A 26,334-nucleotide genomic window follows, 5' to 3' on the forward strand; every position below is an offset into this window, starting at 1 on the left:
AACAGTTTGTCTATAAGCAGTTGGCTGGTTTAGGAATACCCGCTAAACGACTTAAATGCCGTGCCACCAAACCTGTATTAAATTTTTCCTGCAAAACAGCGTTGTTAATCTCTGGGCTTACAGTTTTCATTAAAAATTTGATTAAAGGACGGGTTGCAGGTGAGTGTCCAAATTGCTGATAAAATTGGCGTACAGCGTGCAAAACTTCAAAATGCCAAGCTGTGAGTTCAAGCTCTAAACTTTGCGCCAATTCTTGCGCCACTTGTTCATTCCAGACAGTGTAATCCAGCAAATGTCCATCTTGATCTAATTCTAGTGTCATCTCTTGTTTCATTCACCCTTAAAAATGCTTTGCATTGGTTTCATATCATTACGGCTTGTTATTTAAAGCTGATACAGCGCTGATGTGTTAAACACAGCGTTGCAAAAGCTGCATAATTAATCGGCTGTACATTTTCCGCCAAATGACCATTCAATATTTCTGCATCATTTTCCAGTACATATATTTTGTCTAGCTGGGCACAGAGTGGATGTTGCTGATGCAATACCGCATCACCCATAAGTACAACGCTGTCTTGCGGAGCATACAAGGCATTTAGCTCTGCTAAAATTGTTGCGGTGCTATCAAAGCTCGCTTGGATTAAATATAAATTTGCGTCAGACATGCTTTTCTCTTTAGATGTTTAGATATGGTCAAATGATCAATCAGATTGTTAAACCACCGATCAACCTACCAATATAAAACCCGATCAAAGGTTTGAATCAGCTCCCGATTCAGTTCCACCCATTCAATTTCATGTACCGTATTTTTGATAAACGGCGAGTTAGCATGTTTATTTTCAATCAAAATTGGGCTGAGGTCATAAAACTCAAAGCTATCGACCAAATTGGATGCCACTTTAAAAGCATGTTTTAGTGAATCAAATGCCAGTTCCGACTGTAATAGGCTTAATGCCGCATCTTGTAATAACACTTTGACTTCACAACCAAAAGTTGCCAGTACCATTGTTGCAGACAAGCTTTCATGCACTTGTAAGCTGTTTAAATTGGCCTGACGTAAAACCACGAGTACAGTTTTCACACAATTTACCTTTTAAATGCAACAGATTTACAAAATGAATCGCTTAAAATTGAATCAGGCGTTCTGTGCTTTGCACTGCATCGGCCAGTTCGCCCAAGCCAACCAATTCAAAGCCTGCGGCTAAATTGTGTTGGCTCAGTTGATGGCGTTTGGCATTGTCTGCATCGCTAATACCACGTGCCAGTGCGGCACTTACACATACGGGTAAACGAATAGACAATTTTTGCCATTCTGTTTTGAGGTTGCGTTGATCATCGGGTACCCATTGCAACTCATTCGCTACAGCAACGCCATCTTGATAAAAAAACACACGAAAAGCCTCATTTTTCTGTTGTAAGGCTTGAGCAAGACCGAGTGCATGCCATGCATGAATAGAGGTTGGTGCGGAGGTTATTAGTAATAAGGTGCTCATCAAAATTCACTAATGCAATGTGCCAAGGCGCATTCAGACTTTATAAAAAAAGGTAGTATAAATGATTTTAGTGACTGGTGGTTTAGGCTTTATAGGCTCACACATTGCACTAAGCCTAATGGCTCAAGGGCAAGAGGTCATTATTGTAGATAATTTATCCAATGCAAGTATGCAGACTTTAGAGCGACTTGAATATATTGCAGGGCGTTATGTGCCTTTTTCCAAACTGGATGTAAGAAATACGCCTGCGCTGAACAAAGTTTTTGAACAATATTCGATTATTGCGGTGGTGCATTGTGCAGGGTTTAAATCTTTAGAAGAATCGGTGCTTAAACCACTGGAATATTATAACGATAACGTCAGTTGTATTATGAGTTTATTACGTTCCATGCAACGTACAGGTGTGCGTCGTTTAGTGCATCTTTCAAGTATAGCGGTCTATGGCAAGTCAGGATTGAATCTGGAAGAAAGCCAGAGTTTTAATTACACCTATGCCAATCCGTATGTGAAATCTCAGCAGATGGTTGAAGAAATCATCCGCGATACTTTTAGAACCGATAATGAATGGAATATTGCTATTTTGCGCTTGAGTAATATAGCAGGTGCATTTGAACACGGCATTTTAGGTGAAGTCGTTGCTCCGTTACCTAAAAATATTATTCCTTTGGCGATGCAAGTCGCAGTACAGCAGCGTGAAGCGATTGAATTACGTCAGCAAGCTAATACTGCAGATCAAACTGTAGAACGTAGCTTTGTGCACGTACTCGATGCCTGTGATGCTGTGATTGCAAGCCTGCATTGGTTATTTGAGCAAACGCATAGCTGTGAAGCTTTTAATATTGCGGGAGAAGTGGTTTCAATTCAACAATTACTTGCACGTATTAGTGAAGTCACTGACACTGAAATTGCTACAGTTCCTGCAATTCATTATGAATATCCTGAGTTAGATCAGTTAGGTGCAGTCGTAGATAAGGCACAACAATATTTACACTGGCAGCCAAAACGTAGTCTGGAAAAAATGCTAGAGGATGAATGGCGTTTTTATCAAAATACGCTTAAGCATTAAAAGTAAGCGCTATAAAATTCGTTGAGATGCGATTCACGAAGCCTCATAGCTGAAACAGATACAATGCAACGGAATTATTGATAATAATTATCATTTACTAGGCTGTCTGTTTTTTATAAGATCGAGATAAGAGCACATGACATCATTGAAATCACGAAGGAATGAGGCTGAACATGCAAACACGTATTGAACATGACACCATGGGTGAGGTTGAAGTTCCGAATGACGCGCTTTGGGGCGCACAAACTCAGCGCAGCTTACAAAATTTTAAAATCGGCAATGAGCGTTTACCACGCGCCATGATTCGCGCTATGGGTTTGGTTAAAAAAGCTGCGGCAATAACCAATGCAAACTTAGGGCAAATCCCTCAAGAGTTGGCGCAGTACATTGTCGGTGCAGCAGATGAAGTCATTGCAGGGCAGTGGGACAGTCAATTTCCTTTGGTGGTGTGGCAAACAGGTTCGGGTACGCAAAGTAACATGAACTGTAATGAAGTGATTGCCAATATCGCCAATCAAAAACTGGGGAATCCTTTAGGTGCACAAAAGCCTGTACATCCGAATGATCATGTCAACCGCGCCCAATCGACCAATGATTCTTTTCCAACTGCAATTCATGTGGCAGCGAGTTTGCAAATTAATGAACTGCTCATTCCTGCAGTAAAGAGTTTGCGCGATACGTTGCATGCGAAAAGTGAAGAATTTTCTGAAATTGTCAAAATTGGACGTACACATTTACAAGATGCGACACCATTAACTTTAGGGCAGGAATTTAGTGGCTATGTATCTCAATTAGATCATAGTTTAAAGCGTTTGGAACAGGCTTTAACAGGCTTGTATGAGTTGCCGCTTGGTGGTACAGCAGTCGGTACAGGCTTAAATGCACATCCTGATTATGCGGTACAGGCAGCGGAGCAATTGGCACAGCTTACAGGCTTAGCTTTTGTGACTGCACCAAATAAGTTTGAGGCTTTGGCAGGGCGTGATGCTGCAGTATTTGCTTCGGGTGCATTAAAAACTTTGGCGGTGAGTTTAAATAAAATTGCCAATGATATTCGCTGGTTAGCCAGTGGCCCGCGTTGTGGTTTTGGTGAGTTGCGTATTCCAGAAAATGAACCTGGTTCAAGTATTATGCCGGGTAAGGTTAATCCAACACAAAGCGAAGCGATGACCATGGTAGTTGCACAGGTATTGGGCAATGACACCACGATTAACGTGGCAGGTGCATCGGGCAATTTTGAGCTGAATGTATTTATGCCAGTGATCGCATATAACTTATTGCAATCTATTCAACTCTTGGGTGATGCCTGCAATAGCTTTAATGAGCATTGTGCCGTTGGCATTCAAGCAAACCGTGAAAAAATAGATCACTTTTTGCATGATTCACTCATGTTAGTGACCGCTTTGAATCCTGTAATTGGTTATGAGAATGCAGCGAAGGTGGCTAAAACAGCTTATAAGGAAAATAAAACCTTAAAGCAAGTTGCAGTAGAGCTGAATTTGGTCACAGCAGAGCAGTTTGATGAAGTGGTACGTCCTGAACAAATGATTGCACCGAATACCAAGTAATCAGTTTTAAACAAATTCAAGGTCTGTGTTTGTCTGCACATGATGCGAGGTAGACACAGACTTTGTTTATGAAAATCAGGGAAAATTTTGGGCATCCTTCCTTATTAAAATTATGTTGTGTATAATTACACAATGAACAGCAAAGACATTATTAAGCGTCTTGAGCAGGAAGGCTGGTACAAAGTGGGTGGTAAAGGCGACCATGAAAAGTATAAGCATCCTGAAAAGCCTGGACATGTTGTGGTACCACATCCACGTAAAGATATGCCAATAGGAACTCTACGCAATATATATAAACAGGCTGGTTGGGAGTGGAGGTAAAAATGTTATATCCAGTATATGTTCACAAAGATGAAGATAGCGCATACGGTTTAACCTTTCCTGACTTTGATGGATGCTTTAGCGCAGCAGATGAGATGCAAGATATTCAGCGCATGGCACAGGAAGCGGTTGAAGTTCACTTTGATGGTGAAGATATTCCGTTACCAGAACCATCAAGCCCAGAGCAATGGTTAGGTGATGAGCGATTTGAGGGGGGGTTTTGGTTGTTAGTTGATATTGATACAACAAAAGTAAATACAAAGTCTATTCGTATTAATATCAGCATGCCAGAAGCTTTAGTGAAACGTATTGATGCTGTTGCAAAAAAACAACATTTAAGCCGTTCGGCATTCTTAGCTAAAAGCGCGGAAATGGCGTTGCATTAATCAAGTAAAATATACTAAACCCAGCCTAAATGCTGGGTTTTCTATTGCACCTAATTTGAATGTAGAGGGGTAATTCATCCTAATACGATTTTAAATTTATGTGTTGGTGTAAAGACATAATTTGCATAACGGCAGAATAGGCTGCTACAAGGTGCTATCTAAATGTAATAGTTCAAAACCCGTCATTTAGTCGCATTAACCACTTTTAGATGCTTTCTTTTATGTCCGTTCCTTATTCAACTTACATTGATTAAGCTGCCATAATTGCTAGAATACGCAATACTTCAAAATACTGTTTTGCTAAAGTTTTGCATTTATTTTGCAAAATTTAATTTTTTTATAAGCAACTCAATATCTTAACTACGGAAATTTTCAATGCTCTCAATTTATTTAACAGATGTTCAGCAACACGTGCAATTTAAAGATTACCCGGGTGAGCAGCCTGTTAAATTTATCTTGAATTTTAAAAAGATTTTTCCAAGTGTAATGGAGCTTTTACTACCTGTATTGCCTGAAAATGAAAATCTGGAAGAAATGACGTGGGAATCAACCACTGCAGATTTAGAGTTATTTAAATTGCTGCTCAGTGGGTGGGGCGTGATTGAATTACGTTTAAATGCGCTCAGTCAGTTCAAGGGCAAGACATTTGCAGATCAGTTAGTGAAACAAGCCCAACAAAAACGTAAAGATTTCGCCAAAGCACAACAACAATTACAAACTGTGGAGCTAGATTACTTATTTATGCATGAAACACATGCCTTAATTGATGCTGAATTGGTAGAAGTAGGTGAAAAGTTCTATTTGCCAATTTTGCGTGATTTATGGAAAGGCAAAGTATCTACAAAAGTATTGGAAGCGAAGTTTTAAGAACAAACCCATATTAAAAAGCTGTCTCGGCGGCTTTTATTTTTTATAGAATCATACAAGACGATTAGCAACCACTTGCAAATTCAAGATTAATTCAAAATAGCCTAAGCAAAGATTTTAGAAATTTCCTCTCTTAAGAAATAATGCCTTGAATTTTCCTGTAAATCTTTATGCCAATACATCCCCATATTAATTACAGGCAAGTCTACAGGCACATCAAAAATATTCAATTTTTGGCTCATATTCAAATGCTTTAAAATCATTTTAGGAATAGTTAGTATGGCTTGAGGATGCTGCTGTAAAATCTGTAACGCCGTAGAATAGTGCTGACAACGTAAAAAAACCTGCCGTGATAATTGCTTTTGATGCAAATAAATATCTTCTAGCAACATACCTGTACGCCGTGATGAAACCCCAATGTGCGCAGATGATAAATACAGTTCCGTCGTCATTTCATTTAATTGGCTACACACTACAAATTGATCTTGTACCAAAGATTGAAACTGGATTTTGTCGCCAAAGTTTTGTTCTAAATCAATGACAAAATCAATTTGCTGGGCGGCTAAATCGGCCAAAACCGTTTTACGCTCTAATTTGTGGCTAAAGAACTGAATATCTAGGTACAGGTTTTGAAAATGCGCCACCAATTTAGGAAAAATAATCGGTTCAATTTCATCATGGATAGCAATTTTGAGCGATTGCAACATATTCGGCTCAAATTGCTGTTTCTGTATTGCAATACTTTGAATGGCCAACAAGGCATTTTTTATGGTGGGATAAATTTGCTCGGCAAAAGGAGTAGGCAACATTTTATTGCCATTACGTACCAGTAAATCATCCTGTAAATGCTGTCTTAAACGTTGCAAGGCATGACTAGCAGCAGATTGGCTGATACACAAAATTTGTGCTGCTTTGGAAATACTGCGCTGTTCATAAATTGCAACAAACATCGGGTATAAATTGATGTCTAAGCGATGAAAAACGGCAAGATCAACTTTTGCATTATTATGAATATGATTCATAGTGTTTTATTGAATTAAATCATTTTGTTCATATTAGTTTTCAAGTTAAGGTGTTGTAAAGCAATGAATACAATATTTTAAGGGATTTGAACCATGTTTGAGCTATCTGCACGCGCCAAAGACTATATAGAACGTACCAAAGCCTTTATTGCCCAAGAAATTGAGCCAATTGAAGCTGAATTTTGGGCAGAAGTCCATGAGCTGAATCAGGGTGGTGATTGGACCAAATGGCAATGGCCATCACAATTAGAACAACTGAAAGCCAAAGCCAAAGCTGCTGGCTTGTGGAATATGTTTTTACCTTGTCCAGAATTGGGACAGGGCTTGTCGGTACAAGAATATGCACACATTGCAGAACTCAGTGGTCGCAGTTTAATTGCACCAACGGTTTTCAACTGTAATGCACCAGACAGCGGCAATATGGAAGTTTTATGGCGCTATGGTTCTGAAGCACAGAAACAAGAATGGCTGACACCGCTGCTTGAAGGAAAAATTCGTTCAGTATTTTGCATGACTGAACCTGCAGTGGCTTCAAGTGATGCCACCAATATGCAGGCGACAGCAGTGGTAGATGGAGATGAAATTGTCTTAAATGGCCGTAAATGGTGGTCTTCAGGTTTAGGCGATCCAAATGCCAAAATTATTATCTTTATGGCGCATACCCCTGATGAAAGCAAAGACCGACATCACCAACACTCTATGGTTTTAGTACCTGTAGATACTGTGGGCGTTAAAATTGAGCGCATGTTACCTGTATTTGGCGATTATGACGCACCTCATGGTCATGGTGAAGTTAGTTTTGATAATGTGCGTGTGCCTGTTGCAAACTTTATTGGCGGTGCAGGACAAGGTTTTGAAATTGCGCAAGGTCGTTTAGGGCCAGGCCGTATTCACCACTGTATGCGTTGTATTGGTGCAGCCGAAAAATCTTTAGAATTGATGATCGACCGTGGCATGAGCCGCACTGCATTTGGTAAGGAAATTTTAAAACTTGGTGGTAATTTGGAACGTGTGGCAGAAGCACGTGTGGCGATTGACCAAGCACGTTTATTAACTCTCTATGCAGCCTATAAAATGGATACTTTAGGTAATATGGCGGCATTGACTGAAATTTCAGCAATTAAAGTTGTTGCACCAAGTGTCTTGGAAAAAGTGGTAGATATGGCTATGCAAATTCATGGCGGTGCAGGCGTATCTAGAGATACACCGCTCACAGGTTTCTTTGCCCAAGCGCGTAGTTTACGTCTTGCCGATGGGCCTGATGAAGTACATAAAGGCATGATTGCTAAACTCGAGTTGGCAAAACGTGGCTACCGTAGCGGTCGTAAAAAATAGGGCATTAGCGCACACTTTTTTCTGTGTCCCTGATATGGTATTTGGCAATATTGTTGATATTGCCTATACATCTCAAGAGAACGCAGAAAATTTATGCTAGATTTAAAAAGATAGAAAATTAGGGAAAAATAATGTCAGTTATTGATGTAGGCGGCACAGTACGCGAAGGCGAAGAGCTCGATATTCAGGCGGTCACGGCATGGTTAAAACAACAAAATGTAGAAGTCGTTGAACCTGTAGAAGTCACACAATATTCAGGTGGTGCATCAAACTGGACCTATCGTCTCAAGTATAGCAATACTGATTTAATTTTACGTCGTCCGCCTAAAGGTACTAAGGCCAAATCCGCCCATGACATGGCACGTGAGTATCATGTGCAAAAGAATTTAGCACCATTTTATCCTGTATTACCCGAAATGGTGGCTTTGTGTCAGGATGAATCTGTAATTGGCTGTGATTTTTATGTGATGCAACGCATTGAAGGTATTATTCCACGTGCTAAATTGCCGCCTGAACTTGAGTTTAACGAAACGCAAGTACATGAACTTTGTGTGAATGTCATTGATAAACTGATTGAGCTGCATCAAGTGCCTTATGCAGGAACTGAGCTAGAAAAATTAGGCAAGGGCGATGGCTATTGCCGACGTCAAGTAGAAGGTTGGGATGCTCGCTATGTTAAAGCACACACCATTAACGTGCCATCTTTTAAGTATGTGCGTAAATGGTTGTTAGACCATATTCCTGCTGATTCAAAAACTTGCATTATTCATAATGACTGGCGTTTTGATAATGTCATTTTAGACCCGAAAAATCCGACGCAAGTTATTGGCGTGCTGGACTGGGAAATGGCGACATTGGGTGATCCACTTATGGATTTAGGCTCGGCTTTGGCGTATTGGGTGGAAGATACCGATAACCAAATTTTTAAAGCCACTCGTCGTCAACCAACGCATTTAAAAGGCATGTTCACGCGTCAGCAAGTGGTGGATTACTATTTGCAAAAAACTGGATTAAGCACCGACAACTGGACTTTCTATGAAGTATTTGGAATTTTCCGTTTAGCGGTGATCGCCCAGCAAATTTATTATCGTTATTTCCACAAGCAAACCAATAATCCTGCATTTAAGGATTTCTGGATTGTCATTCATGCTTTGCATATTCGTGCCTTAAAGTTAATTGGTTTACAAAAACTGGAAGCAAATGAACTAGCACAAAAATATATCGCCAAATTTAAGGAATTGATGCCGAAATGACCACCATTTATTTAATTCGTCATGGGCAAGCATCTTTTGGGGCAGAAAGTTATGATCAACTTTCGCCTAATGGTGAGTTACAAGCCAAATTGCTCGGACGTTATTTTGATCGCATTTTAAAAGAAGCACCCTATGTGGTGGCTGGTTCAATGCAGCGCCATCAGCAAACTGCACAACTGGCTTTGGCAGAATGTTTTCCTGAGGTCGAAATTCATACCGACAGTGCATGGAACGAGTTTAATCATCAACAGGTTTTCGCGCAGTATGAACCGCGTTTTAATCAACCTGAATTGATGAAAGAAGATGTCGCCAAAGAGGTCAATCCTCGTGCATATTTGGCAAAAATTTTTGAAGGTGCGATAGAACGCTGGACGGGCGGTGAATATCACCATGAATATGAAGAATCTTGGCCGCATTTTAAACAGCGTGTCGAAGATGCATTGCAGCATTTATGTGATGACTTAGCCCAAAAACAACCACGATATGCTGTGGTATTTACTTCTGGTGGTGTGATTTCTGTGGCTGCAGGTAAAATTTTAGGCTTAACGCCCAATAAAACCTTTGCATTGAACTGGGCAATTACTAACTCAAGTATCACCACTTTACGTTTGGTCGGCAGTGAACCACAACTGTTAAGCTTGAATGAACATCATTATATTAAAGCTGAAAACTCAAATTTATTGACTTGGATTTAAGGATCAAACCATGACAAAAACAATTCTAATTACAGGTGCAAGTTCAGGTATTGGTGCGGGTATGGCACGTGAATTTGCTCAAATGGGTTATAACCTTGCAATTTGCGCCCGACGTTTAGAGCGTTTGGAAACGCTGAAACAAGAACTGGAAAGCCAGTTTGGTATTCGTGTTATTGCAAAAACGCTGGATGTCACCAATTATGATCAGGTGTTTCAGGTGTTTCGTGAATTTAAACAAGATTTTGGACAAATTGACCGCATTATTGTCAATGCAGGCGTGGGCGAAGGACGTCGCATTGGTAAAGGTAATTTTGCCATCAACAAAGCCACAGTAGAAACCAACTTTATTTCAGCTTTGGCGCAGTGTGAAGCCGCGGTTGAAATTTTCCGTGAGCAAAACTCAGGGCATTTGGTGATGATTTCATCTATGAGTGCCATTCGTGGTATGCCAAAACATCTTACTGCTTACGGTGCAAGTAAAGCTGCAGTAGCACATTTAGCAGAAGGAATTCGTGCAGAATTAATTGATACACCTATTCAAGTTACGACTATTTTCCCTGGTTATATTCGTACCGAAATCAACGAAGGTGCAAAAAAACTGCCTTTTGAAGTTGATGAAAAAACAGGTTCACGCTTACTTGCTGCAGAAATTGAAAAAGCGCCAATTAAAGCCTATGTACCTAAATGGCCATGGTTGCCATTGGGCTTAGCTATGAAAGTTTTACCATTAAAATTGGTCAATAAACTCGGCTAAATAGCAGCGATATCATAGTATTTGAATAGCATCCTGAAATTTAAAGCTGATGATGAATGCAATCACTTTAAATGACACGATGCTATTTTTATATTTGAGTCTCTACTTTTGTTTGGGTTTAAAATTTGTATTTTCGGTTTTCGTATTTAAGAGTGAAATGTGATGTGGCTTAGAACAGCAACCCTTGCCTTAATTCCCGCTTTGGTGATTCAGGGAAGTCGTGTTAAAAAGAACACGATCCGATTGCCTGAAGCCGAAGGCGCACGAGAAGGTATTACAGGGCAAGGGCAAACGCTGTCATTATTGATTTTAGGCGATTCTGCCGCTGCAGGCGTTGGGGTAGCACATCAAAATGATGCGCTTTTAGGTGCGGTGATTTCTGCTTTGCAGCATCAGTACCAAGTACATTGGCGTTTAGAGGCGCAGTCTGGAGATACTACCTCACAAGTCATTCAAAAAACGAAAAAACTGGTAAATCAAAAATATGATGTTGTGGTTACTTCTGTTGGTGTCAACGATGTAACACGCTTAATGTCGGCTCAGACTTGGATTAAACAACAGCAACATTTTTATCAACTTATTCAAGCGAAATTCCAACCTGAATTAATCATTGCTACGGGGGTTCCACCAATGCATTTATTTCCCGCATTGCCCAATCCATTATCTTGGCTATTTGGACAATACGCAAAACAAATGAACTTACAATTAGAAAAAATGATTGCACAACAAGAAGATATGCAGTGGATTGAATATGATATTCGAAAATATCAATCCATGAATTTAGAAATGGCAAAAGATGGTTTTCATCCAAGTAAAGAAATTTACCAGATTTGGGGGAAAGAAGTCTCGGATAGGATTTTGGAGTGGTTTTAGGTAAATTAACTTAAATAATGGTATAGTGTTAACAATCGTCAACACTAAATTATAATTAAATCATCAAGCAGAATGAAAATATGAAGAAACATCCCAATAAACATATTCGCGAAGCAATTGAATATGCGATTGAAAACGGCTGGGATGTTGTCGATTCAGGTAAATCAGCACATGCAAAACAAATCTTGCGTAAAGTAAAGGAATGTCATAGAGATGAACTATGAATAACTATCACTTTACTGTTGTGGTACGTGACGCACGTTCTGATCTGTCTGTGCTAGAAGATAAGTTCTTTGAAGCGGGTTGTGATGATGCATTAGTTTGCAGTTATAACGATACAATTTATCTTGAGTTTGACCGTGAAGCTGAAAATGCAGAACAAGCGATTCACTCAGCATTAGACAATATTCGCTCATTAGGATTTCATGATCTGATAGTAGAAGAGCAAGGTTATTCAACTTTGGCAGTAATGGCTGAACGTGCTGGAATGACTCGTCAAGCATTATCTTTATATGCGCAAAATAAACGTGGTGACGGAAACTTTCCACGTCCGATGTATGGACTTGCATCTAGATCTGCAATGTATTTTTGGCCAGAAGTTGCGACATGGTTATTCAATCAAGGGAAGTTACATAAAAATCATTATGAAGTTGCTCGTACTGCAATGTCTTAGCTTAATTTAAAGACCAAAGGTTCAATCTATAAATGTCTGATTCTAAAATAGAAACCCATCCACTCGAACCCTTTTTACCAGCCAATGCCAAGCTGTTAATGCTTGGGAGTTTTCCACCACCTAAAAGCCGTTGGAAAATGGATTTTTATTATCCGAATTATCAAAATGATATGTGGCGAATTTTGGGCTTATGCTTTTTTCAAGATAAAAACTACTTTTTAGATTTAGAAGCTAAAAATTTTCATCTTCATAAAATTATTGATTTTTTAAACACCACTGGCATTGCTATTTCAGATACGGCGCAGCAGGTGATTCGCTTAAAAGGCAATGCATCAGACAAATTTTTACAGATTGAAAAACCAATGGATATTGCAGCACTTTTAAGCAAGATACCTTTATGTCAAAGCATTATGACCACAGGCGATAAAGCGACTGATACACTCATGTTATCTATGCCTGAATCTGCCGAAAAACCTCAAATTGGGCAGGCGACACATTGCTATTTTGCCAAGCGTGAGCTGCATTTATATCGGATGCCTTCATCTTCACGAGCCTATCCTTTAGCTTTAGAGAAAAAGGCAGAAGCGTATTTTAACTTATTTAAAGAAATAGGCTTACTATAAGTAACTTTAAATAATTGTAGACAGTGATGGCAGAGAAAGAAAAATACGCTTCCATAATTAATGTCTACCTATTGTCATTACATCATCCATTCAATAGGGAATAATGAAACTGTTTTCATCATAAAACGCTGAAACTGTGTGGTTTCAGGATCATGATGATACGTTTGAATACTGCCATCTGCCTGATGATCTAACCAAATAATTTGACCGTTTTCGTCTAATTGCAGTTCATACGCAATTTGTGGCAAATAGCGGTCTAAAGATTGAGAAACATCGTTTTGCAATTGTTCAGACTCTAACACCAAGCCAACTTCGGTATTTAATTTTGCAGAACGAGGATCAAGGTTAAAAGAACCTACAAAGACCATGCCATCTATATCAAAGAATTTGGCATGTAAACTCGAGGCGTTTTTGCCTTTGGCAGGAATTACGTTACCCGTTGCAACTTCATACCAAGTACGCTTTTTTCGTTCAATATAAGGCTTAAATTCATATAAACGAATACCTGATTTAAGTAAATCTACGCGATACTGCTGATAAAATGCATGTACCAAAGGCACATCATTGGCTAAAAATGAATTGGTCAATACACGTATCTGTATTCCTTTTTCAGCCAGTTGAGTGAGTGTTTTAAGACCATCTTCTGTTGGGACAAAATAGGCAGAAACCAGTTCTAAATGTTGTTTGGGCACACCCATTAACTTTAACATTTGTTTGTAAATCAGTTGCTCGCCTTGAGCTGTACCCCGAATTTTATTCGGAGAATCTGCCACAAAATGCGCACATACCCACTGTACAGGATGTTGTTCTAATTTGATGCTGACTTCTTCTTGCGCGTTAGCCACACGTTCACGAATTTTATCTTTATATTTGGCATTTAATTCATAGCGATTACGCAATTCTCTCAATTGCAACGCGTTGCCTGTGCCTAATAATTGCTTTACTGAATAGCTTAGTTCGTCATTCCAAAACTCTAAAAACACGGCATTGGCTTGGGGGACAGCACTGCCATAGAATAGAATATCCATATCAGTAAATTGAAAATTTTCACTGGCATCAAAATATTCACGGCTAATATTACGCCCACCTGTCACGGCAATCGCCCCATCGGCAATAATTAGTTTATTGTGCATACGGCGATTGATTTGTTTAAAACGAAACAAATAATCCATCACATGAAAATGCCGATATTTGTACGGATTGAAAATTTTTATTTCAAAATTAGGATGCTGAGCAAGCCGTTTTAAGGTTGGATCAAGTTGCGTACCATTTTGATCATCAATTAATAAACGAACTTTTACACCACGATCTGCTGCTTTGAGCAGTTCAGCCAACATCAACTGACCAATTAAATCATCTTCCCAAATGTAATATTGTAAATCTAAATGGTGCTGTGCTTTTTGAATCAAATATAAACGCGAGGCGATGCTACTAAAGGCATCATTTAGAGAAAGATACGCTGTTAAATTTTGGGATAAATGTGCATCAATTTCCTGACCATTCAGCCAATGATCTACATAATGCTCAACAGGGCTATCTTTGCTCGCTTGATTCATCGGTAAACTGCATCCTGTCAGTAAAATAGCGAAAAAAGCCAACATTCCAAGCCAGTAACAAGGTCTTTGGATCTTCATGATTATTCTTAAGTCATTCTGTATTTATACATGGAGATTATCCTCATGTTAATGCTTGAAACTCTGAATAGAAAGAGGGTATTGTGAGAGTCTGTTGATATTTTATAAATAGCTTGCGAGATATCTCTCTCATATCGCAAACATAGACGAATTGTCAGCAGCCCCTTATCATCTGTTAATGTATTTTTTAGGGATAATTTGCTCATGAAATCACGTGCAGCCGTCGCATTCGGCCCAGGTCAGCCGCTTGAAATTGTTGAAATTGATGTTGCACCGCCGCAGGCTGGAGAAGTCTTGGTCAAAATTACCCACACAGGGGTATACCATACCGATGCATTTACCTTATCGGGTGAAGATCCTGAAGGTGTTTTCCCTGCAGTTCTTGGCCATGAAGGTGCAGGTATTGTGGTTGAAGTTGGTGAGGGTGTGACCAGTGTTCAACCAGGCGATCATGTGATTCCGCTTTACACAGCAGAATGTGGCGAATGTTTATTCTGTAAATCTGGTAAAACCAACCTATGCGTTTCCGTACGTGCGACACAAGGTAAAGGTTTAATGCCTGATGGCACGACACGTTTTTCTTATAATGGACAACCGATTTATCACTACATGGGCTGTTCAACCTTTAGTGAATATACGGTAGTTGCTGAAGTATCTTTAGCAAAAATTAATCCTGAAGCCAATCATGAGCAAGTTTGCTTATTAGGTTGCGGTGTTACAACTGGTTTAGGTGCAGTTAAAAATACTGCAAAAGTCCAAGAAGGCGATACCGTTGCGGTATTTGGCTTAGGTGGTATTGGTTTAGCAGTTGTGCAAGGTGCGCATAAAGCCAAAGCCAGCCGTATTATCGCCATTGATACCAACCCAGAGAAATTCAAATTGGCAGAACAATTTGGTGCAACCGAATTCTTAAATCCAAAAGATTATGACCGCCCAATTCAGGAAGTCATTGTGGAAAAAACAGGTTGGGGCGTAGATCATTCTTTTGAATGTATTGGAAATACCAATGTGATGCGTTCCGCTTTGGAATGTGCGCATCGTGGTTGGGGACAATCCATTATTATTGGTGTTGCAGGTGCAGGTCAGGAAATTTCAACTCGTCCATTCCAATTGGTGACAGGTCGTACTTGGAAAGGAACTGCGTTTGGTGGTGTAAAAGGTCGTTCGCAATTGCCAGGCATGGTTGAAGAAGCCATGAAGGGTGATATTCAACTCGAACCATTTGTAACGCACACCATGGGGCTAGACCAAATTAATGAAGCCTTTGATTTAATGCATGAGGGTAAATCTATTCGTAGTGTGATTCATTTTGATCAATGATGAGTAACGCGCTTAAATAAAGACCCAACAAAAACCAAGCTTCGGCTTGGTTTTTTTAACCCCTGGATTCGCTAAAACAGCAGCTTAATTTTAATAAATACATCCAATAAAAATTATTTTACAAAAAGGATTGCCAAACGGAACAATACAGCGTATTTTAATTTTAACAGTTCATTTTTTGATGAAAACAAGATGTTAAAGCAACCTTTAATCGCAAACGCTTACTATTACTTTTGGCAGTTTCAATGATTGCCTGAGTCGCGTTCGGGCAAAAGGTTGCCCACCAGTTGATACCTGATCGGCAACCCTGATCAGGTTTTTTTATGTCTGGTGTTTTGAATTTTATAGGTTTTTCGGAGATTTAATCATGTACAACGTTAATTATTCATACTTTAGCAACTTTTATTGGTTTTACTTTAGTCAATCTATGACTCAAACCTTGCAATCCATTAGACCCATAACGCTGAAATAAATGATCGGACTGTAAAAAAGAGAAACAGTCCAAAGGAACAGACCAATGAATGCTTTAAATACTGCTTTACAACAACAGACCAACAATACTGAAATTAGTTTAAGTTTACCGCATCAACTCAAAGCGCAACTCCCACTTTCATCTGCGCTAAAACAACAAATCGCACAACATCGACAAATTATTCAGAACATTTTAGCGGGCACAGACCCTCGCTTATTGGTCATTACAGGACCTTGTTCAATTCATGATCCGCAAGCAGCACTCGAATACGCAGAAAAATTAAAACAATTACAAAGCCAAGTTTCAGATCAAATTTTCTTGGTGATGCGCGCCTATATCGAAAAGCCACGTACTACGGTAGGCTGGAAAGGCTTTTTGTATGACCCAGACTTAGATGGCTCTGCAAACATGCAATTAGGCTTAGAAAAATCACGTGAACTGTATCTACAAATTATAGAAATGGGTTTACCAATTGCTTCTGAAATTTTAAGCCCAATGGCAACGGGATATTTTGATGATGTACTGGCTTGGGGTGCAATTGGCGCACGTACCAGTGAATCACAAATTCACCGTGAAATTTCTAGCGCCATGCCGTATAGCATTGGTTTCAAAAACGGAACTGATGGCTCAATTCAAATTGCATTAGATGCAATTCAATCGGCAAGTCATCCACATCAATTCATGGGAATGAGCCAGTCGGGTTTACCTGCTATTTTGTCATCACAAGGTAATCCGCACGCGCATTTAATTTTACGTGGTGCAAATTCAGGGCCAAATTATCAATTGGCAGAAATTGAGAAAATTCAGCACAAAGCCAAAGGGCAGTTGCCTGCATTGATTATTGACTGTAGTCACGGTAACAGCCATAAAGACCCACAACAACAACCGCAAGTCTTGCGTACCATTGTGGCAGAACGTGAACAGACGCAAGTCCGTGGCATCATGTTAGAAAGTCATTTGGTGGATGGAAATCAAAAGATTTCTTGCGAGATGACTTATGGTCAATCTGTTACCGATGGCTGCTTGGGTTGGGATAAGACTGAACAACTGCTTATTGAGGTCGCTGAAAGCTTAAATCGTCAGGTTTTGGCTAAAACTGCATAAAAAATAAAACTCCAGAAACCCAAAAAACCTGAAATTTCAGGTTTTTTGGGTGGGAGAGTATTTAAAAATCAACTCTTCTTAGATTAGTTTTTAAAATAACAATTCTTTTGCTGCTATTAAAAACTAAGCCTGAATATCTGCATTAGGTTGTTTAGCCACAACAAATTTATAGAAAATTAAACTGATAAACGTCAAAACAGCACACAACAAATACGCCACCGTATAGTCATAACCTGCAATCACATAACCTAAAACTAAAGCACCAATGGCAATCCCAATATCATAACAACAGAAATAGGTTGAGGTGGCATGTCCAATGCGATCTTTTGGTGAGCGCTGAATTGAAATGGTTTGTAAACATGGTTGTGCTGAGCCAAAACCGACACCAATCAATACTGCTGCGAACATAAAACCAATCACACTTTGTACTTGGCTCAAGACTATTAATCCTAAAGCAAATAGGGCAATTGCAGGATAAATCACCACGCTTGGGCCATGACGATCATAAATTTTGCCTGTAATCGGGCGTAAACTCATCATCGAAATTGCAAAAACCACGAAGAATAAACTGGCATAAGACAGCATGTGACGCGATTCTGCAAAGGTAGAAATAAACGACATAATGCTGGCGTACGCAAAGGACACCATCATTGCCATTAGTGAAACTGGCAGTGCTTTTTTCTCTACAAAATCATGCAGTCCTAATTTACGCTTTGGTATCGATTCAACTTGTGCTTTATTGGCATTTGCCACAAGCGGAATCATCAAACAAAAAGCAAAACCAACCCAAACACTTAAAGACAATAAAGTTGAAATGGCTGAATAGGAAATGGTTTGAATTAAGCCTAAACCAATTAACGGCCCCAGTACAATCCCTAAATTTACTGACACCAAAAAATAGCCCATACCTTCACCTTTGCGACTGTCTGGAATAAAGTTATTGGCAATAGGGACGGTAACTGTGGTGACAATGCTGAACCAAATCCCATGTAAAAAACGCAGTACGAGTAGAAACAGTAAACTATCTACAAAAATGTATGCCACGCTACACAGACAAAACATGATTTCAGAAACATATAAGGTTTTCTTTACACCAAATTTTTCAATAATCAAACCGCTAAATGGGCGAATCGCGATTGCAGATAACATAAACAAAGTCATGGCTAAACCTGCCTGTGACAAGCTACCACCCAACTCATTCACAATATAAATAGGCAAAATTGTCGTTTGCGCAAAATAAAATATGAATAAGAACAAGTTATTGAATAAGCAGAGAATAAACGACTTATTCCATAAATGTTCGACATTTATAGCTGACATAACTTAAACCTATATATGGTGAGTGGAGTAGCGTGCAATGTGTACTTTGTTATACAGATGCTTTGTTATTGGAAGTCATCACACAGTAAGATCATGCAAAAAATAATAAACCCATTTATGTGAAAAGTATAGTTATTTAATAAAATTAAAACTAAAATTAGATTTTAATTCTATTTTTTTAATTGTTCTATCAAATAAAGATAATTTAATTTATTTCGCAAATTGCAATGCAAAAAAAATCAGCCGAAGCTGATTTCTTTGAATTTGAGCGATTAAACACTACAAATTTAAGGCTTATAAGCCAGATTCATAGTCCGCACTTGATAAAAGCTGTTCCACATCTGCCATATTGTCTGGCTTGATTTTATAAATCCAGCCTTTGCCATACGGTTCATCATTTACAAAGTCAGGGTCATCGTCTAAATTGCTATTTACTTCAACTACTTCGCCTGAAACAGGGGCGTGAATATCTGAAGCTGTTTTAACAGACTCAACCACACCTGCTTGTTCACCCGCAATTACTTTTTGACCAACTTCAGGTGCTTCTACATAGACCAAATCGCCTAAAGCATCTTGTGCGTGGTCTGAAATGCCTGTGACGACCAAATCACCTTCAATACGCACCCATTCATGTGTTCTTGCATATTTTAATTCCGCTGGGTGATTCATTTGATAACTCCTTAAATTGTATCGAATCTTTTTGCCATGTTTTATACATGCTTTTTGCTAAAAACAAAAGTTTATAAATACGGATCTTTACGCCAATTGCTCGGACTGCGTCCACTCCAGCGTTTAAAAGCACGACTAAAATTTGCCACATCGCTATAACCCAATTCATCGGCAATTTGTTCTAGCGTGTAGTCTGTACGGGAAAGCAGGGAAGTTGCATGCCGATAACGTACTTCATCGACCAAGTTTGAAAATGAAGTACCTTCTGCAGCCAGTTGACGTTTGAGTGTGCGGTCGGACATGTGTAGATAGTCGGCAACATTTTCAATGCTTAAATAATGCTGTTCTGCGTGGGTTAAAATATCACGTACTCGCATAGAAATGCGGCGACGTTCACCTAAAGCAGAAAGTTCGGCTTCACATTGATTAATCGCAATTTGACTGGCAATAGGATCGGCATTAATCATTTTTAAGCCTAGATATTGCTTGTCAAAACTTAAACCTAAATACGGCTGATCAAAACGGAATTGATGATAAGGAAATTTCGAAAAATACTGATCAAAACCTGCAGGTTTAGGAAAGTCAAAATCGACTTCACCTGTAAAGTGTTCGGTACCTGTCATGGCTTTACTCATGGTAATCATGCCAATAATTAAAGCGATGGCAATTTCTGTGCGTAAAGGTTCCATGTGAATATCACACTGCAATTGCAGACTGGCTTTTTCACCAAAAGTTGAGAAAAACAATTGTAAAAAGGGCATACGCAGTTGAATAAAACGATTGGCTAAAATCAACGCATCACTAATTTCATGCGCAGTCATAATCGCATAGCCAATAAAGCCATGAATGGAAATGCGCATTTGCGTACCAAGATGATAACCGAGCGTCGATTCGCCTGTAAGTTTTAAAGCATGTTTAACCAACTCATTGGCAATAGGTGTAGGAATACGACATTCTGGGTCTGCCAACATTTCGCTATTGAGTTGAAATGGTGCAAATAAGGTATCTGCGTTATAACCCCAACGGGATACAACATCCAAAACCAATAAGCCATAAACCCCTGGAACACCTTGTTCCTGACGTGCTGATATTGTTTTCATGCATGTTCCATTGCATTTGCTAATTTTATTTTAATTTGCCTTAGCGACTGTCATCTATGCATATCTTAGTTTGCCAAACGGCGACATAAGAACGTAGATGACATATTGCATCTTGGCATGAAAATTAAAGAAATCCTATGGAAATTGTTAGACAAAACAGGCTTTGACTATATGCGATAAATCTGCATTTCATCAAAGCCTGAGTTACAGCAAAGTTGCTGGAGATGCTAATTTTTATCAGTCGATGGTTTTACGATTTTATCTTGTTCAATTAAAAAACCACCTGTTTGACGCTGCCAAAGTTGTGCATAAATTCCGTTCATAGCCACCAGTTCATCATGCGTACCTTGTTCTGCAATACGTCCTTGATCGAGCACAATTAAACGATCCATTTGTGCAATGGTAGATAGTCTGTGTGCAATCGCGATTACAGTTTTACCTTGCATGAGTTCATCGAGGCTCGATTGAATTGCCGCTTCAACCTCAGAGTCGAGCGCACTGGTGGCTTCATCTAAAATTAAAATAGGTGCATCTTTTAAGAAAACACGGGCAATGGCAATACGTTGACGTTGTCCACCTGAAAGTTTAACACCCCGTTCGCCCACGTAGGCTTCATAGCCTTTTTTGCCACGTAAATCGGTCAATTGTGGAATAAATTCTTCGGCTTTGGCTTTGCGTACAGCTTCAAACATTTCTGCATCAGTCGCGTCAGGACGACCATATTTAATATTTTCAGCCACAGTACGGTGTAATAGCGAAGTATCTTGAGTCACAAGTGCAATATTTTTACGCAAACTGTCTTGGGTCACATCTTCAATATTTTGCCCATCAATCATAATTGAGCCGTGTTTAAGCTCATAAAAATGTAAAAGCAATTGAATTAAGGTCGATTTACCTGCGCCTGAACGTCCCACGATACCAATTTTTTCGCCTGCACGAATATGCAGATTAAACTGGTCAATCACGTTTTTACTGTTATAAGCAAAACTGACATCTTTAAACTGAATTTCGCCTTGAGCAACTTGTAATGGCTTCGCATTGACTTTGTCTTGAATCGCAATTGGACGTCCAAGAGTTTTCATACCATCTTGAATGGTGCCGACATTTTCAAACAGGGCAGAGGTCTGCCACATCATAAACTCGGCAATACTGTTGAGTTTAAGAATCATGGCTGTAGTGGCAGCAATAATCCCCAATTCTGCACGGCCATTTAACCAGAGCCAAATTGCTGTACCTAAAACGCCCACATACAACACCACGCTTAATAAATTGATGCTGATTTCATATTGAGCGCCCAAACGCATTTGTTTATAAACCGTCAACATAAATTCTTGCATCGACGCTTTGGCATATTGGCTTTCGCGACCTGCATGCGCAAATAATTTTACGGTTTGAATATTGGTATAAGCATCGGTCACGCGTCCTGTCATCACCGCACGTGCATCGGCTTGTTCATTAGATACTTTGCTCAAACGCGGAATAAAATAAGCTGCTGCAAGAATAAATAAAGCCAACCATAGCAATAACGGCAAAATGAGCATTGGAGAAATTGCGCCCAATACCAGACTAATCGTAATAAAGTAAATGAATACATAGGCAAGCATATCGCCCAAAATGACCCAAAACTCACGTACTGCTAAGGCGGTTTGCATGACTTTGGCAGAGAGTCTTCCTGCAAAATCATTATGGAAAAAATCCAGACTTTGTTGCAACATTAAATTGTGGAAACGCCAACGCAAACGCATTGGAAAACCACTGTATAACATTTGATGCTTCACAATTGACTGCGCACTGGCAAAAAAGATATTGGCCAATAAAATACAAAACAGCAAAGTAAGGTTCTGCTGATGTTGCGCAAGGAAAGTATCTGGCTGACTTTGACTAAGCCATGTGACTAAATCGCCAATTTTTGCATATAGCAAAGCTTCAAAGCTGGCAGCGCCTGCAGTACATAAAACCAATAACAATAAATATGGACGTACACCTGAAGCTGCTTGCCAAACAAAGGCAAAAAACGTGGTTGGCAAGGGTTCGGTCAAACCTTTATTTGGATAAGGATCTATAAGTTTCTCGAACCACTTGAGCATACGATGTTACCTTGATGACTAAACCTAAATTTAAAGATAGATAAATTTAAGACAGTAAAAACAAAAAACTTAGGATAAAGTTAAGAGCATTCCTGTGAATATTTCTTAACTTATAGTGATACAGCTTGTAGGTCTAGTTTACGCCATAACACAGCAAATGTTGAAAATAGAAATATAGATGATTAATTTGCATACAAAATCACGTTATAGATTCACTTTTATACATAAAGCTGCAACACATCAAAAATTATCCATCCACAAAAAGCGTATTGGTTCACATTTTTAATGATATTTCATCGAACCAATAGCATATAAACATTTAATTTTAATGAAAAAATTAATTTAAATTCAACATTGATTGCTATAATCACGCCCATTTTTAGCACAACCGTGCTGTAAATTGGTTTTAAGTTGATATTTTTATGATGCGTAATTTTTTAGGTGCAATTGCACTATATTTGGGATTTATTTTTCCTGCTCAAGCCATGCCATTTGATCCATTGATTGGTACATGGAAAGTCATTGATGATCATACAGGGCATTATGTTGCAGAAATTGTGATTCGTAAGAACTCTAAAACTTCGGAATATAGTGCTGTAATTACTCGAAATTTGTTATCGGTAGGCACAATTCAATTAGAGGTATGCAGTAAATGCCAAGGCAACTTAAAGAATCAGCCCATAAAAGGCATGCAAGCATTAGAAGGCTTGGTAGCAAATTCAAATCCAAAACAATTTTCGCAAGGACAATGGATTAACCCGAAAGATGGTTATGTCTATAAAATTGATGCTCAATTAAATGCGGCGAATAATCAAATGAAAGTATATGGCAAAGCCAAGAGCGCGAATGCGATTAGCACGATGACTTGGAAAAAACTTTAACAGATTGTACGGCGTATTTTTGAAGCTACTTGATTGAAAGATTGAGTAGCTTTTTATCTTTTTGTGAATGATAAGATAAATTGAGACACCGAACACTCAAAATAAACCCATATATATCAATTGCTTAATATATTCATATTATTCACCAATTAAAATGTCTATGCGATAAACCATTTAAAATGGCCTGTTTTTAACTGCAAGAGTCAAGAACAGGATTTAAATTTCTTTGTTCAATAACAACTTTCTGAGCTTTACGACTCGGCATACTTTTCTTGGCACGGGAACTTTTATTTTGTTTTTCCAACTCTTCATGTTGTTGCTGGATATGGGCCAGAACCGCACCTAATCTTTTATTCTTAACTACTTCATTCTGCTGCAGTCTAGCCAGTTTATTGAAAATACTGTAGTTGATCTTCCGTCCTTCGTGCATGATGGCCACAGTACCATCTGGATACTCTAAAAATGTTATGTATTGCCCAACAAGTTTGTGGTTCAGTGGTGTTGGCTCAAGCATATAAATACACTTGTCATACGTGATAGTCAGATTCTTCGTGACCTTACGCGGTTCCTGCCAGGTAAAAATATCCTCTAGCTCAGCATCAGATTCCGTTAAAGGTCGATGCAAGTTCTTCGAGTTTCTCGCACACTTGGCAAACTTCTGATTGAACTGCTCAATGAAGCAGGGCAGCCAAGCATTGGCCTCGGTAATTGAGCAGATGCCTTCCAAACGCATTTCCTTGATCAGGCGATCCTGCAGAGTTCTGTTGGCGCGTTCCACACGTCCTTTGGCCTGTGGTGAGTTGGCAAAGATAATATCAATAGTGAGACTACTGAGTACGCGTCCAAATTGCGTAATCTTGGTGTCTTTCTTGCTGCTTTGATTGACTCTAAAAACTGAGTGCTTATCACTGTAAAATGCTAAAGGTTTACCATGCTGTTCGACATACAGGCGTGTTGAAATCATATAGTCAAAGGCTGATTCTGATTCACAGAAGCGTAAATGCTGCAATTTACCAGTTGCATCATCGATAAATACCAGCAAACAGCACTTAGGTGCTCGTCCTTCAAACCAGTCATGATGTGAGCCATCGATTTGGACCAATTCACCATAACAGTCTCGATTATAACGAGGCTGATACGGGCGTTTCAGACGTTTATGACGAGGAATCCATAAATTGGCTGCAATCATCCAAGAACGCAGGGTTTCTACCGAAATATCAAATCCATGAATGGTAGTCAGCTTTTCATGTGCTAAAGTGGGACCGAAACCACGAGCAGCATGTGCTAATGCAGCAGGACCTTGAGCTTTATATTTTTGCAATAAGCGTCTGATCTGACGTTCTGAGATATGTAATAACTGAGCAGCCTGGGACTGGGTTATGCGTTGATCACAGATTTCCTGCAAGACCGACAATCTTTTAAGTTCTTTATCCGACATAGATACCAACATAACAAACCGTCCGCTAAGAAAATCGCAAAAGTGCGTATTCTAAAAGCGGACATTTTTACTTTGGAGAAACCGGACATTTCTATTTTGGAGTTACAATTCAATTGCGTATAATGTACATTATGTTAAATAAGATATCTGAAGACAGCACCCTGCATTTAGCTGTGCAGATTATGACAATTCGCGTTGAATTAATCGAGTAAAAGTCTGGGTAAATTGCTGTCCTTGCTCTGCAAAAAACCAATTTACATGCCCAACAATCCAATCATAATAAGCAGCATCGGCATGTTTCAGGTTTTGGGTAATTCCGACAAAATATTCAAGCTCTGAAAATGCGAAATCCAAATGCACAATTTTTAGCAATTCGGGTAAAATGCTAAAGTCTTGTTGTGGATGTATCTCTGCAAAATACGCCTGTAAAAACGCGCTTAAACCCGCTTCGTCAATATTGATTTGTAATGTATGTTCTAAAGCTAACCAATCTATAAAGTTACGCTCAATCGTGACCGCAAGGTCATAAAGCGCTGAATTTCGATCTGATAAGCCAAAATCAATTACCGCTGTAATATTGGCATCGGCACTTTGCGCAGACCAAAACAGATTGGAAGCATGCAAATCATTATGCGTCCAAATTTTAGTGGTCTGCTGCAATATATGCTTAATTTTATGATGCGTCTGAGATACACGCTCTAAAAAAACGGCGTCTAAGTTTTTATCGGCAAAATAACGGCTCAATTCAGGGCTATTTTGAATACGTTGCTGAATAGCCGTTACAATATTTTCACTTTCTAAAAGCTGCTGATTTGATACTAAATATCGCGCCGATCTGCCATGTAACTCAGGAAAATCCTGCATGGCGACATGCAATTTGGCAAGCAAACTTCCCACTTTTGCAGCATGTTCTGTATAGAAAAACGGCGTCCAAGATTGCTGATCGACATATAAGTCAAAACCTGCTGCTTTTTCGTAGACTTCATAAGTCCAGTCGCCCATTTCTAAAGCGGTCAGTCCGCAATTCGAGGCAATTAATGTCGCAACAGGAATGTTTTTACTGGCTAAATGTCGCAAAAAAGCATGCTCTTGCAAAATATCTTGCGCATTACGAAATGAACGATGACTGCGTTTAATGAAATACGAGCGACTTCCTATTTTATCTGTACTGACTGCATCCTGCGTGACTTCAATCACTGCGGCTGATGAAAATGGGCGCGGACTGCACCACAGAATTTGAATACCCCCTTGCAAGCATGGGTAATACGGTTGCAGGTTGTGTAATTCTGAGACAGTCAGATGTGCCCAATCTTTATATTCCCAGTCATTCCCCATGCCATGACCTAAATCATGTGTGATTGTGGTCATTTTCGATATTCC

General features: G+C 39.2%; 28 protein-coding genes. 16 read left to right on the plus strand and 12 right to left on the minus strand.

Going from position 1 to position 26,334, the window contains the following annotated elements; genetic code table 11:
- Positions 1–10: 10 nt before the first annotated feature.
- From FTU71_RS06390 to tusD, 4 genes are all read right to left on the minus strand, one after another.
- Entirely contained in the window at positions 11–322 is a 312-nt protein-coding gene (locus FTU71_RS06390) for a TusE/DsrC/DsvC family sulfur relay protein (RefSeq protein WP_026438386.1), read from the minus strand.
- A gap of 58 nt (positions 323–380) precedes the next feature.
- The gene (locus FTU71_RS06395) at positions 381–665 is read right to left on the minus strand and encodes a DsrH/TusB family sulfur metabolism protein (protein ID WP_179994191.1); all 285 of its coding nucleotides are present in this window, start codon (positions 663–665) and stop codon (positions 381–383) included.
- Between the two features lie 65 nt (positions 666–730).
- Positions 731–1,081, minus strand: a complete 351-nt coding sequence (locus tag FTU71_RS06400; protein WP_004973555.1) for a hypothetical protein — start codon at positions 1,079–1,081, stop codon at positions 731–733.
- A gap of 43 nt (positions 1,082–1,124) precedes the next feature.
- On the minus strand, positions 1,125–1,493 hold the full coding sequence (gene tusD / locus FTU71_RS06405) for a sulfurtransferase complex subunit TusD (RefSeq protein ID WP_154320742.1): 369 nt from the start codon (positions 1,491–1,493) through the stop codon (positions 1,125–1,127).
- A 61-nt stretch (positions 1,494–1,554) separates the two neighbouring features.
- On the opposite strand from tusD, the gene FTU71_RS06410 reads away from it, so the two are divergent.
- The 5 genes from FTU71_RS06410 to FTU71_RS06430 all read left to right on the plus strand — a co-directional run bounded on the left by FTU71_RS06410 (position 1,555) and on the right by FTU71_RS06430 (position 5,701).
- Entirely contained in the window at positions 1,555–2,559 is a 1,005-nt protein-coding gene (locus tag FTU71_RS06410) for an SDR family NAD(P)-dependent oxidoreductase (RefSeq protein ID WP_180037746.1), read from the plus strand.
- 173 nt (positions 2,560–2,732) lie between these two features.
- Positions 2,733–4,127 (plus strand): class II fumarate hydratase, encoded by a 1,395-nt coding sequence (fumC, locus tag FTU71_RS06415; RefSeq protein WP_167846017.1) that lies wholly within the window; start codon positions 2,733–2,735, stop codon positions 4,125–4,127.
- Positions 4,128–4,259: 132 nt separating this feature from the next.
- Positions 4,260–4,448 (plus strand): type II toxin-antitoxin system HicA family toxin, encoded by a 189-nt coding sequence (locus tag FTU71_RS06420; protein ID WP_004973562.1) that lies wholly within the window; start codon positions 4,260–4,262, stop codon positions 4,446–4,448.
- A gap of 2 nt (positions 4,449–4,450) precedes the next feature.
- Positions 4,451–4,834 carry a type II toxin-antitoxin system HicB family antitoxin gene (locus tag FTU71_RS06425; RefSeq protein WP_004973564.1) on the plus strand — a complete coding sequence of 128 codons (384 nt, stop codon included), beginning with the start codon at positions 4,451–4,453 and terminating at the stop codon, positions 4,832–4,834.
- Positions 4,835–5,209: 375 nt separating this feature from the next.
- Positions 5,210–5,701, plus strand: coding sequence for a hypothetical protein (locus FTU71_RS06430; protein WP_004973565.1), 492 nt, complete (start codon positions 5,210–5,212; stop codon positions 5,699–5,701).
- A gap of 104 nt (positions 5,702–5,805) precedes the next feature.
- Here FTU71_RS06430 and FTU71_RS06435 read toward each other — a convergent pair whose 3' ends face one another.
- A complete protein-coding gene (locus tag FTU71_RS06435; protein ID WP_180111718.1) occupies positions 5,806–6,723 on the minus strand; it encodes a LysR family transcriptional regulator in 918 nt (305 codons plus the stop codon).
- Positions 6,724–6,816: 93 nt separating this feature from the next.
- On the opposite strand from FTU71_RS06435, the gene FTU71_RS06440 reads away from it, so the two are divergent.
- The 8 genes from FTU71_RS06440 (at position 6,817) to FTU71_RS06475 (ending at position 12,929) form a co-directional block, all read left to right on the plus strand.
- Entirely contained in the window at positions 6,817–8,058 is a 1,242-nt protein-coding gene (locus FTU71_RS06440; RefSeq protein WP_180111720.1) for an acyl-CoA dehydrogenase family protein, read from the plus strand.
- 131 nt (positions 8,059–8,189) lie between these two features.
- A complete protein-coding gene (locus tag FTU71_RS06445; RefSeq protein WP_180111722.1) occupies positions 8,190–9,311 on the plus strand; it encodes a phosphotransferase family protein in 1,122 nt (373 codons plus the stop codon).
- The gene (locus FTU71_RS06450; protein ID WP_180111724.1) at positions 9,308–10,006 is read left to right on the plus strand and encodes a histidine phosphatase family protein; all 699 of its coding nucleotides are present in this window, start codon (positions 9,308–9,310) and stop codon (positions 10,004–10,006) included. Before FTU71_RS06445 ends, FTU71_RS06450 begins: the two co-directional genes overlap by 4 nt.
- Before the next feature lie 10 nt (positions 10,007–10,016).
- Positions 10,017–10,760 carry an SDR family oxidoreductase gene (locus FTU71_RS06455; RefSeq protein WP_004973576.1) on the plus strand — a complete coding sequence of 248 codons (744 nt, stop codon included), beginning with the start codon at positions 10,017–10,019 and terminating at the stop codon, positions 10,758–10,760.
- A 162-nt stretch (positions 10,761–10,922) separates the two neighbouring features.
- A complete protein-coding gene (locus FTU71_RS06460; protein ID WP_004973578.1) occupies positions 10,923–11,633 on the plus strand; it encodes an SGNH/GDSL hydrolase family protein in 711 nt (236 codons plus the stop codon).
- 80 nt (positions 11,634–11,713) lie between these two features.
- The gene (locus FTU71_RS06465; protein WP_180111726.1) at positions 11,714–11,857 is read left to right on the plus strand and encodes a hypothetical protein; all 144 of its coding nucleotides are present in this window, start codon (positions 11,714–11,716) and stop codon (positions 11,855–11,857) included.
- A complete protein-coding gene (locus FTU71_RS06470; protein WP_154320746.1) occupies positions 11,854–12,306 on the plus strand; it encodes an XRE family transcriptional regulator in 453 nt (150 codons plus the stop codon). The genes FTU71_RS06465 and FTU71_RS06470 overlap by 4 nt, the downstream gene beginning before the upstream one ends.
- Before the next feature lie 32 nt (positions 12,307–12,338).
- On the plus strand, positions 12,339–12,929 hold the full coding sequence (locus FTU71_RS06475; protein ID WP_104851964.1) for a uracil-DNA glycosylase family protein: 591 nt from the start codon (positions 12,339–12,341) through the stop codon (positions 12,927–12,929).
- A gap of 77 nt (positions 12,930–13,006) precedes the next feature.
- On the opposite strand, the gene FTU71_RS06480 is transcribed toward FTU71_RS06475, so the two are convergent.
- Entirely contained in the window at positions 13,007–14,530 is a 1,524-nt protein-coding gene (locus FTU71_RS06480; RefSeq protein ID WP_179994196.1) for a phospholipase D family protein, read from the minus strand.
- Between the two features lie 237 nt (positions 14,531–14,767).
- On the opposite strand from FTU71_RS06480, the gene FTU71_RS06485 reads away from it, so the two are divergent.
- Positions 14,768–15,883, plus strand: a complete 1,116-nt coding sequence (locus FTU71_RS06485; RefSeq protein WP_180111728.1) for an S-(hydroxymethyl)glutathione dehydrogenase/class III alcohol dehydrogenase — start codon at positions 14,768–14,770, stop codon at positions 15,881–15,883.
- A 517-nt stretch (positions 15,884–16,400) separates the two neighbouring features.
- Positions 16,401–17,459 (plus strand): 3-deoxy-7-phosphoheptulonate synthase, encoded by a 1,059-nt coding sequence (locus FTU71_RS06490; protein WP_104851962.1) that lies wholly within the window; start codon positions 16,401–16,403, stop codon positions 17,457–17,459.
- Positions 17,460–17,582: 123 nt separating this feature from the next.
- Here FTU71_RS06490 and FTU71_RS06495 read toward each other — a convergent pair whose 3' ends face one another.
- The 4 genes from FTU71_RS06495 to FTU71_RS06510 form a co-directional block, all read right to left on the minus strand.
- Entirely contained in the window at positions 17,583–18,779 is a 1,197-nt protein-coding gene (locus tag FTU71_RS06495) for an MFS transporter (RefSeq protein WP_180037742.1), read from the minus strand.
- Positions 18,780–19,073: 294 nt separating this feature from the next.
- Positions 19,074–19,448: a glycine cleavage system protein GcvH gene (gene gcvH / locus FTU71_RS06500; RefSeq protein WP_096902550.1), complete on the minus strand. Its 375-nt coding sequence runs from the start codon at positions 19,446–19,448 to the stop codon at positions 19,074–19,076.
- 71 nt (positions 19,449–19,519) lie between these two features.
- The gene (locus FTU71_RS06505; protein ID WP_004973729.1) at positions 19,520–20,548 is read right to left on the minus strand and encodes an AraC family transcriptional regulator; all 1,029 of its coding nucleotides are present in this window, start codon (positions 20,546–20,548) and stop codon (positions 19,520–19,522) included.
- Positions 20,549–20,775: 227 nt separating this feature from the next.
- Positions 20,776–22,635: an ABC transporter ATP-binding protein gene (locus FTU71_RS06510; protein WP_180037740.1), complete on the minus strand. Its 1,860-nt coding sequence runs from the start codon at positions 22,633–22,635 to the stop codon at positions 20,776–20,778.
- Positions 22,636–23,057: 422 nt separating this feature from the next.
- Here FTU71_RS06510 and FTU71_RS06515 point away from each other — a divergent pair, with 422 nt between their 5' ends.
- Complete coding sequence (locus FTU71_RS06515; protein WP_004973733.1) at positions 23,058–23,516, plus strand: DUF2147 domain-containing protein; 459 nt, start codon at positions 23,058–23,060, stop codon at positions 23,514–23,516.
- Positions 23,517–23,706: 190 nt separating this feature from the next.
- On the opposite strand, the gene FTU71_RS06520 is transcribed toward FTU71_RS06515, so the two are convergent.
- Together FTU71_RS06520 and FTU71_RS06525 are read right to left on the minus strand one after the other, a co-directional pair.
- Positions 23,707–24,954: an ISNCY family transposase gene (locus FTU71_RS06520; RefSeq protein ID WP_179988969.1), complete on the minus strand. Its 1,248-nt coding sequence runs from the start codon at positions 24,952–24,954 to the stop codon at positions 23,707–23,709.
- Positions 24,955–25,134: 180 nt separating this feature from the next.
- Positions 25,135–26,322 (minus strand): phosphotransferase enzyme family protein, encoded by a 1,188-nt coding sequence (locus tag FTU71_RS06525; protein WP_179994440.1) that lies wholly within the window; start codon positions 26,320–26,322, stop codon positions 25,135–25,137.
- Positions 26,323–26,334: the final 12 nt, after the last annotated feature.

The sequence above is a fragment of the Acinetobacter sp. YH12136 genome, assembly GCF_013418545.1.
GTDB lineage: Bacteria > Pseudomonadota > Gammaproteobacteria > Pseudomonadales > Moraxellaceae > Acinetobacter > Acinetobacter towneri.